Source organism: Streptomyces cinereoruber, from assembly GCF_009299385.1.
Classification (GTDB): domain Bacteria; phylum Actinomycetota; class Actinomycetes; order Streptomycetales; family Streptomycetaceae; genus Streptomyces; species Streptomyces bikiniensis.
Map to the genome: position 1 here is coordinate 3,040,141 of NZ_CP023693.1, position 12,592 is coordinate 3,052,732.

Annotated in this window: 9 protein-coding genes and 1 rRNA gene; 1 reads left to right on the forward strand and 9 read right to left on the reverse strand. The window is 70.9% G+C overall.

The window, feature by feature from the left end; all coding sequences use genetic code 11:
* Nucleotides 1-34 precede the first annotated feature (34 nt).
* Both CP977_RS13435 and CP977_RS13445 read right to left on the reverse strand, forming a co-directional pair.
* Nucleotides 35-1,560, reverse strand: a 16S ribosomal RNA gene (locus CP977_RS13435).
* Nucleotides 1,561-2,151: 591 nt separating this feature from the next.
* Nucleotides 2,152-3,159, reverse strand: a complete 1,008-nt coding sequence (locus CP977_RS13445) for a stage II sporulation protein M (protein ID WP_152370164.1) — start codon at nt 3,157-3,159, stop codon at nt 2,152-2,154.
* 122 nt (nt 3,160-3,281) lie between these two features.
* On the opposite strand from CP977_RS13445, the gene CP977_RS13450 reads away from it, so the two are divergent.
* On the forward strand, nt 3,282-4,313 hold the full coding sequence (locus CP977_RS13450) for an RDD family protein (RefSeq protein ID WP_152371563.1): 1,032 nt from the start codon (nt 3,282-3,284) through the stop codon (nt 4,311-4,313).
* A gap of 18 nt (nt 4,314-4,331) precedes the next feature.
* Here the strand turns inward: CP977_RS13450 and CP977_RS13455 are convergent, their stop codons facing one another.
* The 7 genes from CP977_RS13455 to CP977_RS13485 form a co-directional block, all read right to left on the reverse strand.
* Complete coding sequence (locus CP977_RS13455; protein ID WP_062755098.1) at nt 4,332-4,946, reverse strand: hypothetical protein; 615 nt, start codon at nt 4,944-4,946, stop codon at nt 4,332-4,334.
* A gap of 128 nt (nt 4,947-5,074) precedes the next feature.
* Nucleotides 5,075-6,529 (reverse strand): adenosylhomocysteinase, encoded by a 1,455-nt coding sequence (ahcY, locus tag CP977_RS13460; protein ID WP_062755096.1) that lies wholly within the window; start codon nt 6,527-6,529, stop codon nt 5,075-5,077.
* A 416-nt stretch (nt 6,530-6,945) separates the two neighbouring features.
* Nucleotides 6,946-7,914, reverse strand: a complete 969-nt coding sequence (locus tag CP977_RS13465; protein ID WP_109187120.1) for a cation diffusion facilitator family transporter — start codon at nt 7,912-7,914, stop codon at nt 6,946-6,948.
* A gap of 66 nt (nt 7,915-7,980) precedes the next feature.
* Nucleotides 7,981-9,132, reverse strand: a complete 1,152-nt coding sequence (gene manA / locus CP977_RS13470; protein WP_062755092.1) for a mannose-6-phosphate isomerase, class I — start codon at nt 9,130-9,132, stop codon at nt 7,981-7,983.
* A 316-nt stretch (nt 9,133-9,448) separates the two neighbouring features.
* On the reverse strand, nt 9,449-10,597 hold the full coding sequence (locus CP977_RS13475) for an SIS domain-containing protein (RefSeq protein WP_062755089.1): 1,149 nt from the start codon (nt 10,595-10,597) through the stop codon (nt 9,449-9,451).
* Nucleotides 10,598-10,895: 298 nt separating this feature from the next.
* Entirely contained in the window at nt 10,896-11,078 is a 183-nt protein-coding gene (locus CP977_RS13480) for a Trm112 family protein (RefSeq protein ID WP_030221689.1), read from the reverse strand.
* A gap of 129 nt (nt 11,079-11,207) precedes the next feature.
* Nucleotides 11,208-12,575, reverse strand: coding sequence for a phosphomannomutase/phosphoglucomutase (locus CP977_RS13485; RefSeq protein ID WP_152370165.1), 1,368 nt, complete (start codon nt 12,573-12,575; stop codon nt 11,208-11,210).
* Between the last annotated feature and the right edge of the window lie 17 nt (nt 12,576-12,592).

A 12,592-nucleotide genomic window follows, 5' to 3' on the forward strand; every position in this document is an offset into this window, starting at 1 on the left:
AACGTTCGTCTGCATCCGGTGCTGTGCTCCTTAGAAAGGAGGTGATCCAGCCGCACCTTCCGGTACGGCTACCTTGTTACGACTTCGTCCCAATCGCCAGTCCCACCTTCGACAGCTCCCTCCCACAAGGGGTTGGGCCACCGGCTTCGGGTGTTACCGACTTTCGTGACGTGACGGGCGGTGTGTACAAGGCCCGGGAACGTATTCACCGCAGCAATGCTGATCTGCGATTACTAGCAACTCCGACTTCATGGGGTCGAGTTGCAGACCCCAATCCGAACTGAGACCGGCTTTTTGAGATTCGCTCCGCCTCGCGGCATCGCAGCTCTTTGTACCGGCCATTGTAGCACGTGTGCAGCCCAAGACATAAGGGGCATGATGACTTGACGTCGTCCCCACCTTCCTCCGAGTTGACCCCGGCGGTCTCCTGTGAGTCCCCATCACCCCGAAGGGCATGCTGGCAACACAGGACAAGGGTTGCGCTCGTTGCGGGACTTAACCCAACATCTCACGACACGAGCTGACGACAGCCATGCACCACCTGTATACCGACCACAAGGGGGGCACCATCTCTGATGCTTTCCGGTATATGTCAAGCCTTGGTAAGGTTCTTCGCGTTGCGTCGAATTAAGCCACATGCTCCGCTGCTTGTGCGGGCCCCCGTCAATTCCTTTGAGTTTTAGCCTTGCGGCCGTACTCCCCAGGCGGGGAACTTAATGCGTTAGCTGCGGCACCGACGACGTGGAATGTCGCCAACACCTAGTTCCCAACGTTTACGGCGTGGACTACCAGGGTATCTAATCCTGTTCGCTCCCCACGCTTTCGCTCCTCAGCGTCAGTAATGGCCCAGAGATCCGCCTTCGCCACCGGTGTTCCTCCTGATATCTGCGCATTTCACCGCTACACCAGGAATTCCGATCTCCCCTACCACACTCTAGCCTGCCCGTATCGGATGCAGACCCGGGGTTAAGCCCCGGGCTTTCACACCCGACGTGACAAGCCGCCTACGAGCTCTTTACGCCCAATAATTCCGGACAACGCTTGCGCCCTACGTATTACCGCGGCTGCTGGCACGTAGTTAGCCGGCGCTTCTTCTGCAGGTACCGTCACTTTCGCTTCTTCCCTGCTGAAAGAGGTTTACAACCCGAAGGCCGTCATCCCTCACGCGGCGTCGCTGCATCAGGCTTGCGCCCATTGTGCAATATTCCCCACTGCTGCCTCCCGTAGGAGTCTGGGCCGTGTCTCAGTCCCAGTGTGGCCGGTCGCCCTCTCAGGCCGGCTACCCGTCGTCGCCTTGGTAGGCCATTACCCCACCAACAAGCTGATAGGCCGCGGGCTCATCCTTCACCGCCGGAGCTTTCCACCCGCCGAGATGCCTCGGCAGGTCGTATCCGGTATTAGACCCCGTTTCCAGGGCTTGTCCCAGAGTGAAGGGCAGATTGCCCACGTGTTACTCACCCGTTCGCCACTAATCCACCCCGAAGGGCTTCATCGTTCGACTTGCATGTGTTAAGCACGCCGCCAGCGTTCGTCCTGAGCCAGGATCAAACTCTCCGTGAATGTTTACCCGTAATCGGGTGAGACACTCGCGTTGAGCGGGACAGCCAGACCGGAATAAGGCCGGCTGTCCACAGCGTCCTCGCTGTGTGTGCCACCCCGAAGGGGTGGACTTTTTCAAAGGAACCTCGACCAACCGGAACCGGCTGGACGGGGTATCAACTAATCTGGCGTTGATTTTTGGCACGCTGTTGAGTTCTCAAGGAACGGACGCTTCCTTCGTACTCACCCTCTCGGGCTTTCCTCCGGGCTTTTCCCTTCGGTCTTGCGTTTCCGACTCTATCAGATCTTTCCGACCCGATTTCCTCGGTGCTTTCCAGTCCCTTTCGTTTTCACTCCGGGGGCCTTTCGGCGGTTCCGACTTTATCAGATTCATTCCGGCCGACCTAATCGGTGGCTTTCGTGATTCGGATAAGAATCGAAGCGGCTCCGGGGAATCGAAATTCCCGACCGGAGCGAGATGAGACTTTACTTGGTTGCTGCCGAGCTGTCCAGCTCCAGGCAACTGTTCAAATCTACCTCCCCGCAGTCACCGTGTCAACGGCTTTTGCGGGCACCGGAGGAGACTAGCAGCTCAGCGGGACCGTACGCACATCAGGCCGCCGTGGGGAGCGTGGCGCTGCGGTCGGGCTCCTCCAGGTCGCCCCGGTCGCCGGCGCGGGAGGCGCGGCCGCCGAGGACGTAGACGTACGCGAGGAATGCCAGTTCGGCGGCGATGCCGATGGTGACGCGGGCCCAGGTCGGCAGGCCGGAGGGGGTGACGAAGCCTTCGATCAGGCCCGAGACGAAGAGGATCAGGGCGAGGCCGATGGCCATGCCCACGGCCGCGCGGCCCCGTTCCGCGAGGGCCGCGCGGCGGGTGGTGGGGCCCGGTTCGATGACGGTCCAGCCCAGGCGGAGGCCGGTGCCGGCGGCCACGAAGACGGCGGTCAGTTCGAGCAGGCCGTGCGGAAGGACCAGGCCCAGGAAGACGTCGAGACGGCCCGCGGAGGACATCAGGCCGATGCCGACGCCGAGGTTCAGCATGTTCAGGAAGAGGATCCAGAGGACCGGGATCCCCAGGAAGGCGCCCAGGACCAGGCACATGGCGGCGGCCTGGGCGTTGTTCGTCCAGACCTGGGCGGCGAAGGAGGCCGCCGGGTGGCTGGAGTAGTACGTCTCGTACTGGCCACCGGGGCGAGTCATCTCGCGGAGTTCGGCGGGGGCGCCGATCGAGGCCTGGACCTCCGGGTGCGTGCCGATCCACCAGCCGATGAGGACCGCGAGCAGGGTGGAGAGGACGGCGGTGGGGATCCACCAGTGGCGGGAGCGGTAGACCGCCGCCGGGAAGCCGGCCGTGAGGAAGCGGGTCGCGTCGCGCCACGAGGAGCGGCGGGTGCCGGTCACGGTGGCGCGGGCGCGGGCCACGAGCTGGGTGAGCCGGGCCGTGAGCATGGGGTCCGGGGCGCTGGACTGCACGATCGAGAGGTGGGTGGCCGCGCGCTGGTACAGGGCCACGAGTTCGTCCGCCTCGGCGCCCGTGAGCTTCCCGCCCCGGCCCAGGAGCTGGTCGAGGCGTTCCCACTCCGCGCGGTGGGCGGTGACGTAGACGTCGAGGTCCATGATCGGCTGCTGCTCCAGGACTGGCTGCGGACGGGTCCGTACTACTGCGGCGCGCTGGGGGTCAGCTTGGCAGACTGGCGTTCGGAGGGGTCGGGAAGGCCGGAGAAGGGTGGGTGGGTGCCGTGAGTGGTGTGGTGACGGGCGATGCCGTCGTACTGGGACTGCAGCCCGCGCGGCTGCCGAGTCGGGCACTCGCGGTGCTCATCGACCTGGTCGTGGTGTGGGCCGCGTACGTGCTGGTCATGATCGGGCTCGTGGTCGCCACGGCCTCGCTGGACGAGGCGGCGGTGGCGGCCGTGTCCGTCGCGGCGTTCCTGCTGGTCCTGGTGGGGGCGCCGATCGCGGTGGAGACGCTGTCCCACGGGCGGTCGCTGGGGAAGACGGCCTGCGGGCTGCGGGTCGTGCGGGACGACGGCGGGCCGATCCGGTTCCGGCACGCGCTGGTCCGGGGGGCCATGGGGATCGTGGAGATCCTGATGACGTTCGGCGTCGTCGCCTGCGTCGCGTCGCTGGTGTCCGAGCGCGGGCGGCGGCTCGGGGACGTGTTCGCGGGGACCCTGGTCGTACGGGAGCGGATGCCCGCGGCGCGGGTCCTGCCCGTGCCTCCTCCGCCGCCGTGGCTGGTGGGGCGGTTCGCCGGGCTCGACCTCTCGGCGGTGCCGGAGGGGTTGTGGCTGGAGATACGCCAGTACCTCACGCGGGCGCGTGAACTCGATCCGGGCGTGGGGCGGCAGCTCGCCGAGCGGCTGGCCGGCCAGTTGGTGGCCCGGACGGGGACGCCTCCGCCGGCGGGGGTGCCCGCGGAGGCGTATCTGGCGGGTGTGGTGGCCGAGCGGCAGGCGCGGGACGCGCGGCGGGCGCTCGCGGAGGCCGGGGGCGGGGTCGGGGTGGGAACTGGAGCCGGGGTCTGGACCGGAACTGGAACCGGGGTCGGGACCGAGGCCGGAGTCCCGGGTGGGTTCGGGGGTGGTGGGGCCGGCGTCGCTCCGGCTGCGGCTGTTCCCTCGGGGTTTTCTCCTGTCGCCCCGCCCGTCCAGCCGTCGGCCGGTCCGTCGGCCGGTCCGCGTACGGGTGCTCCCCCGGCCTCCGCGCCCGCCGTCGGTTCCTCCCGTGAGGACGGGCCGCCCGCCACCGGGTTCGCCCCTCCCGCCTGACGTACGGCGGGTCCTCGGTCAGGGGAAGGCCGAGGGCGGGGTGTCGAGGTCCTCGAGTTCGATGCCGGGGGCCGCGAGGACCACGTCCCCGGCGATGTGGACGGTGTGGCGCTCGCCCGTGTCCAGGGCGCTGACCTGGTACTCGTCCACCGTCAGGGGGCCGTTGTCAGTGGGGTGCGCTTCACTTCTCAGCAGGGCCCAGGACTGGTCGACCGTGAGGGGGGCGAGCACCGGGTCCGTGAAGGCGACGAGCCTGACACGGGTCTCGGGGGAATCGGGGGTGAGGCGCAGGAGTCGCGTGAGGGCGACGAGGAAGGCCGGGGAGCCGCCGGTGAAGGCGTGGGCGCGCACATTGCCTTCGGTGGCGTCGGCTCCGGTGGGGTCCGTGCGGACCCAGGTGACGCCGTCGAGGGCCGCGCCGCGGACCTGCCAGCCGGCGGCGTGCAGTTCGAGGCGGATGGGGCGGCCCAGTTCGTCGACGGCCAGGTCGACAGAGCCCCGGTGGTCACCGGAAGGGGTGGTGGTCTGGGCGACGTAGCGCCAGCCGGAGGGGCCCGGTGCGCAGTGGAAGTGTTCTTCGCCGAGGGGGGTGTGGTCGTGCGGGTCATGGAGCGAATAACGGCCGCGGGGCATGGGTCCTCGGGTGGCTTCCAGGAGCTGTAGCGGGGGCGGGACGGGGCAGGCCCCCCGACACGGGGGTGCGGGGGGCCTGCCTGGTTCCTCTACGGATGTCTCCCGCGGATCTTCTCCGCGAGGTGTCGTCAGTAGCGGTAGTGGTCCGGCTTGAACGGGCCCTCGACCTGGACGCCGATGTAGGCGGCCTGCTCCGGGCGGAGGGTCGTCAGCTTCACGCCGAGCGCGTCGAGGTGGAGGCGGGCGACCTTCTCGTCCAGGTGTTTGGGCAGCGTGTAGACGTCGGTCGGGTACTGCTCCGGCTTGGTGAAGAGCTCGATCTGGGCCAGGGTCTGGTCCGCGAAGGAGTTCGACATCACGAAGGAGGGGTGTCCGGTCGCGTTGCCGAGGTTCAGCAGACGGCCCTCGGACAGGACGATGAGGACCTTGCCGTCGGAGAACGTCCAGGTGTGGACCTGCGGCTTGACCTCGTCCTTGACGATGCCGGGGATCTGCGCCAGGCCCGCCATGTCGATCTCGTTGTCGAAGTGGCCGATGTTCCCGACGATGGCCTGGTGCTTCATCTTGGCCATGTCGGCGGCCATGATGATGTCCTTGTTGCCGGTCGTGGTGATGAAGATGTCGGCCGTCTCGACGACCTCGTCCAGGGTCGTGACCTGGTAGCCGTCCATCGCCGCCTGGAGCGCGCAGATCGGGTCGATCTCGGTGACGATGACGCGGGCGCCCTGGCCGCGCAGGGACTCGGCGCAGCCCTTGCCGACGTCGCCGTAGCCGCAGACGACGGCGGTCTTGCCGCCGATGAGGACGTCGGTGGCGCGGTTGATGCCGTCGATCAGGGAGTGGCGGCAGCCGTACTTGTTGTCGAACTTCGACTTGGTGACGGCGTCGTTCACGTTGATGGCCGGGAACAGCAGCGTGCCGTCGCGGTGCATCTCGTACAGACGGTGGACGCCGGTGGTGGTCTCCTCGGTGACGCCGCGGATCTCGGACGCCAGCTGGGTCCACTTCTGCGGGTTCTCGCCGAGGGTGCGGTTGAGGAGGCGCAGGATGTGGGCGTACTCCTCGCTGTCCGCGGTGGACGGGTCCGGGGCGGAGCCGGCCTTCTCGAACTCGACGCCCTTGTGGACGAGGAGGGTGGCGTCACCGCCGTCGTCCAGGATCATGTTCGGGCCGCCGGTGGGCGAGTTCGGCCAGGTGAGGGCCTGCTCGGTGCACCACCAGTACTCCTCCAGGGTCTCGCCCTTCCAGGCGAAGACCGGGACGCCCTGGGGGTTCTCCGGGGTGCCGTTCGGGCCGACGGCGATGGCCGCGGCGGCGTGGTCCTGGGTGGAGAAGATGTTGCAGGAGGCCCAGCGGACCTCGGCGCCGAGGGCGACCAGGGTCTCGATGAGGACGGCGGTCTGCACGGTCATGTGCAGGGAGCCGGTGACGCGGGCGCCGGCGAGCGGCTGCTGCTCGGCGTACTCGCGGCGGATCGACATCAGGCCGGGCATCTCGTGCTCGGCGAGGGTGATCTCCTTGCGGCCGAAGGCGGCCAGGGAGAGGTCGGCGACCTTGAAGTCCTGGTGGGCTGCGGTCGTCATGACGGGGCTGCTCCTCATGGGTCGGGTACGAGGGTCGTTCGGGCGCAGGGCACCACGGTGGTGGTCCTGGGCACACGAATGCCCGGACTTCCATGGTGCCGTCGTCGGAGGCCCTCTCTCCCTCGGCCGGTCCTCGGGACCGCCCGACCGCCATCAGCAGCGACGTCTGGCTGGTCACGAATCTACACCGATCGGCACCGCGGGCCACAGTCCGCATTGAGCCCCGGCCCGTCCCCGGCCCGGCTTCGGCCCGTCCACCGGGGTGGGCCGGGGCGATCCGGGGCCGGGCCCGAACGCGCCGGAGCCCCCGGTCCGTACGTACGGGGTGGTGTACGTGGTCCGGGGGCCCGGCAGGGATGGCGTCGGTGGCTGGATCCGGCCGTTGCCGACGGCAGTGGAGGGGCGGGAGGGGCGGGTCAGTGGTGGCCCGGGCCGCCCGGGGTCGCGGACGGATCGGGGCCCGCCGCGGCCTCCTTCTCGCTGTAGATGTCGGGCTCCAGGTAGATGACCCGGGCGATCGGGACGGCGGCGCGGATGCGCTCCTCGGCGGCGTTGATGGCGTGCGCGACCTCGGTGGCGGTGTCGTCGTGCGCGACGGCGATCTTGGCGGCGACGAGGAGTTCCTCGGGGCCGAGGTGGAGCGTGCGCATGTGGATGAGGCGGGTGACCGTCGTGCCGTCGACGACGGCCGCCTCGATCTTCGCGACCTCGTCGGTGCCGGCGGCCTCGCCCAGGAGCAGCGACTTGGTCTCGGCGGCGAGGACGAGCGCGATCAGGATGAGCAGGACGCCGATGCAGAGGGTGCCGATGCCGTCCCAGACGCCGTTGCCGGTGAGGATGGCGAGGCCGACGCCGCCGAGGGCCAGGATGAGGCCGACGAGGGCGCCGAGGTCCTCCAGGAGGACGACGGGGAGCTCGGGGGCCTTGGCGCGGCGGACGAACTCCTTCCAGGAGAGGTTGCCGCGGAGCGGGTTCGACTCCTTGATGGCGGTGCGGAAGGAGAAGGTCTCGGCGATGATCGCGAAGACGAGGACGCCGACCGGCCAGTACCAGGCCTCGATCTCGTGCGGGTCGTGGATCTTCTCGTAGCCCTCGTAGATGGCGAACATGCCGCCGACGGAGAAGAGCACGATGGAGACGAGGAAGGCGTAGATGTAGCGCTCGCGGCCGTAGCCGAAGGGGTGCTGCGGGGTGGCCTCGCGCCGGGCCTTCTTGCCTCCGAGGAGCAGCAGGCCCTGGTTGCCGGAGTCGGCTAGCGAGTGGACGCTCTCCGCGAGCATCGAGGACGAACCACTGAAGAGGAACGCCACGAACTTGGCTGCGGCGATCGCGAGATTCGCGACGAGTGCCGCCACGATCGCCTTGGTTCCGCCTGACGCGCTCATGGGTGTACGGGTTCCCTTCGTCGGTGCTCCGGCTCGATCGCCGCGGTTCGGCCGGTCATTGTCGCATCAGGCCGCCACGGTGGCGCGGAAGACCGTACCCGCTCCGGTCAGTTGGATGCGTTCGCCCGCCGGTACGAAGACGGATTCGCCGGGGGCGAGGGGGAGGTCGCCCGCCGTCGGGCGGCCTGCGACGGCCAGCAGGATCTGGGGAGTGGGGGCGGTGAGGTCGTTGGGGGCGGCGCCCTCGGCCCGTACGAAGCGGGAGAGGCGGAACTCGTCGGTCGGGGTCTCGTAGACCTCCTCGCCCGACGGGGAGGCCTCGGGGCGCAGGACGGCCGGGTCGGCGGGGTCGAAGCGGACGACTTCGAGGAGTTCGGGGACGTCGACGTGCTTGGGGGTGAGGCCGCAGCGCAGCACGTTGTCGGAGTTGGCCATGATCTCGACGCCGAGGCCGTCGAGGTAGGCGTGCGGGACGCCGGCGCCGAGGTAGAGGGCTTCGCCGGGCTTGAGCCGTACGTGGTGCAGGAGCATGGCGGCGACGACGCCGGGGTCGCTCGGGTAGTGGTGGGCGAGGCGCGCGTACGGGGCATGGGCGCCGCCGAGGCGGTCGGCGGCGGCGGTGGCCTCGGCGACGGTGTGCGCCATCTCCTCGGGGTCGGCGGTGAGCAGGGCCGTCAGGACCTCGCGGAGCGCGGCCTCCTCGGGGTGGGCGTGCAGCAGGTCCACGTACGGCTTGAGGGAGTCGACGCCGAGCGCGGCGATCAGGTCGGCGGCGTCGGCGGGGGCGCGGAAGCCGCAGAACCCCTCGAAGGGGGTGAGGGCGCAGATCAGTTCGGGCTTGTGGTTGGCGTCCTTGTAGGTGCGGTGCGGGGCGTCGATCGGGATGCCCGCGGCCTCCTCGGCGGCGAATCCGGCGCGCGCCTGGTCGAGGTCGGGGTGGACCTGGAGGGAGAGCGGTGCGGCGGCGGCGAGGATCTTGAAGAGGAAGGGGAGGTGTGGGCCGAACCTCTCGACGGTCCGCTCGCCCAGTTCGCGTACGGGGTCGGCGTCGATCAGCTCGTGCAGCGGGCCGCGCTCGGTGCGGGAGGGGGCACCGGGGTGGGCGCCCATCCACATCTCGGCCTGCGGCTCGCCGGTGGGGGCGGTGCCCAGGAGTTCCGGGATGGCCGTCGTGGATCCCCAGGCGTAGGGGCGGACGGTGTTGACGAGGCGGTCCATGGTGCCTGCCAGCTCCTCGGGTGGGTGGTGGGTGTGCGGGTGTCGGGGGACACGGGAGACAGATGACAGGGGGCGGGTGACGGGTGGGTGACGGGGTGGTGGACGGTACGGGGCCGGGGGCCGGGCCCGGGTCGGGGTCGGGGTCGGGGTCCGGGGCCTGCGGTACGGGTGGGGCGCGAGGTGGTGCGGGCGGTACGAGGCGGTGCGGTGTGGTGTGGTTCCGCGGCCAGTGGCTCGGGGCCGGCGGGCCGGGGCCGAAGCCCATGGCCCGGGGTCGCGGTCCGGGGACGGGGCCGGTGCCCACGGGGGTCGCCCGTTACGGCGCCGGGGTGCCTCGGGTGGCCAGGGCCAGGTAGACGGCCGCGAAGTCGGTCACGGCGAGGAGTTCCGCGAGGGTCTCCAGGTCGCCGCCCTCCTCCGGTTCCAGCTCGCTGACGGCGGTCTCGTGGCCGAGGGCCAGTTCCCGGGCGGCGGGGGCGGCGCTGAGGCCGCCGGCGGGCCGGTCGCGGAGCAGGACCACCCGGGCGCGCAGGGCCTGCGGCTCGTCGACCCGGTCGCGGAAGAAGTCGTCGGGGTCGGCGCCCGCCGCGTAGTCGCCGGCGAGCAGGACGCCGTGCGCGGGCAGGGCCTCGGGAAGTTCGGCGGCGAGGGCGGGCAGTCCGGCGAGCTCCGCCAGTACGGCGGCGAAGCGGCGGCCGGCCGGGCCCGCGGCGCTGCCCTCGGTCCAGATCAGCGGAAGCGAGTCCGCCAGCTCGGCGGCGAGGGTCTTCGCCGGGTTGCTGTACGTGGCGATGGCCGGGCCGCAGCGTTCGGCCGTCCGGTCCAGGCGGTCGGCGACCTTCTCCAGGGCCTCGGGCGGCGCCTCCAGGAGGCCGACGCGGTCGAGGAGGGCGAGCAGCGGGGTGAACAGGGCCCAGAGGGCGCCGGGGCTGGCCGCGATGTTCTCGGCGTACTCGTCGGGGGCCTCGTTCGGGGCGACGGCCATCGGGACGAACAGTCCGCGCGAGCCGCTGACCGCCTCCGTGAGCGGGGAGCCCTGGGGGGCGACGGCGACGACCGTGACGCCCCGGCGGTACGCCTGCTCGGCGAGGAGCGCGAGGCCCGGTTCGGAGCCGTCGGTGGTGGGGAGCAGCAGCAGGTCCACCGAGCCGGCCCAGCCGGGCAGCGCCCAGCGCAGGGCGCCGGCGGCGGGGGCCACGCCGGTGGGGCGGAGGCGTACGACGGGGGCGGAGGCTCCGGCCAGGGCGCCGATCAGGTCGGCGACGCCGGTGGCGGCGGTGCCGGGGCCCGCGACGAGGACCGTGCGGGGTCGGCCCTCGGGGCGGAGGTCCGCGATGCCGGCGTCGGCGGCGTGGCGGGTGGCGGTCCGCACCCGCGCGCCGGCTTCGGCGGCGCCGCGCAGGAGGCCGCGGCGGTCGGCCAGGGCGAGGCCGTCCGGGGAGTCGAGGAGGGTCTCGTCGAGCATCTGGTGCCTCCCGGGGTGAGCGGGGTCGGTGGGACCCCTCGGGCGGGGGTGCGGAGCGGGGCGGTGGGTGCCGGTGCGGGTGGCCCTTGCGGGGCGGGGTTCCGGGTGCGCCCGGCCTCCACCGGGCCCTTCGGTTCCCCTCGGCACCACCCGCGCCGTCCGTACCACCGCGTACGGGGGTGCGGGCCTTCCCGTAAGGGGTGCCCGCCGTCGGCGTCCGCCGCTCGTGGCGGCCCCGGCTCCGGTCGGCGAACGGCGGTCGTGCCGGGTCAGGTCGGCTCGGTGTCCTCGGGGCCGGTTACGCCGGGCGGCGGGCCTCGTCCGTGAGGAGGACGGGGATGCCGTCGCGGACCGGGTAGGCGAGGCCGCAGTCGGTGCCCGTGCAGACCAGCTCGGGGGTCTCGTCCGCCGTGCGGTCGTTCAGCGGGGCGTGGCACGCGGGGCAGGCCAGGATCTCCAGGAGGCCGGCTTCGAGCGGCATGGGGTGGTCCCTTCGGACGAACTGCGGGCGAACGGTGGTGGTGCTGCCCTCGGGACCGGGCCTTCGGGCCAGGTCAGCCTACCGCCGGGGAACGGGGGGCGCCCCGTTCCCCGGCGGTGGGGCGCGGGGTCAGTCCGTCGCCCGGACCAGGGCGAGGACTTCGTCGCGGACGCGGGCGACGGTGGCCTCGTCGCGGGCCTCGACGTTGAGGCGGAGCAGCGGCTCGGTGTTGGAGGCGCGGAGGTTGAACCACCAGTCGGCGGCGGTGACGGTGAGGCCGTCGAGCTCGTCGAGGGTGATCCCGTCCCCGCCCTCGTACGCCGCCCTGACCCGGGCCGTGCTGGCGGCCTGGTCGGTGACGGTGGAGTTGATCTCGCCGGAGGAGGCGTAGCGGTCGTAGGCGGCGACCAGCTCCGAGAGGGTGCCCTGCTGGCCGCCGAGGGCCGCGAGGACGTGGAGCGCGGCGAGCATGCCGGTGTCGGCGTTCCAGAAGTCCCGGAAGTAGTAGTGGGCCGAGTGCTCGCCGCCGAAGATCGCGCCGGTCTTGGCCATCTCCTCCTTGATGAAGGAGTGGCCGACGCGGGTGCGGACGGCCTCGCCGCCCTGCTCGCGGACGACCTCGGGGACGGACCAGGAGGTGATCAGGTTGTGGATGATCGTTCCGCCGGGGTGCTTGGCGAGCTCGCGGGCGGCGACGAGGGCCGTGATCGCGGACGGGGAGACCGGCTCGCCGCGCTCGTCCACGACGAAGCAGCGGTCGGCGTCGCCGTCGAAGGCGAGGCCGAGGTCGGCGCCCTCCTCGCGGACGCGGGCCTGGAGGTCCACGATGTTCTTCGGGTCGAGGGGGTTGGCCTCGTGGTTCGGGAAGGTGCCGTCGAGCTCGAAGTACATCGGGACGGTGTCGAGCGGGAGGCCGTCGAAGACGGTGGGGACGGTGTGGCCGCCCATGCCGTTGCCCGCGTCCACGACGACCTTGAGCGGGCGGATGCCGGTGAGGTCGACGAGGCCCTTGAGGTGGGCGGCGTAGTCCTGGAGGGTGTCCCGCTCGGTGACGGTGCCGGGGGTGGCGGCGGCCTCGGGGGCGCCCTTCTCCGACCACTCCTCGGCGAGGGCGCGGATGTCGGCGAGGCCGGTGTCCTGGCCGACGGGGGCGGCTCCGGCGCGGCACATCTTGATGCCGTTGTACTGGGCCGGGTTGTGGGAGGCGGTGAACATCGCGCCGGGCAGGCCGAGGCTGCCGGAGGCGAAGTACAGCTGGTCGGTGGAGCAGAGGCCGATGAGGGTGACGTCGGCGCCGAGGCGGGCCGCGCCGCGCGCGAAGGCGCTCGCGAGGCCGGGCGACGAGGGGCGCATGTCGTGGCCGACGACGATCGCGTCCGCGTCCGTCACCCGGACGAAGGCGGCGCCGAAGAGTTCGGCGAGCGTCTCGTCCCACTGGTCGGGTACCACTCCGCGGATGTCGTACGCCTTCACGATCTGCGACAGATCGGCAGTCACGGATCCACCCTCCTGAG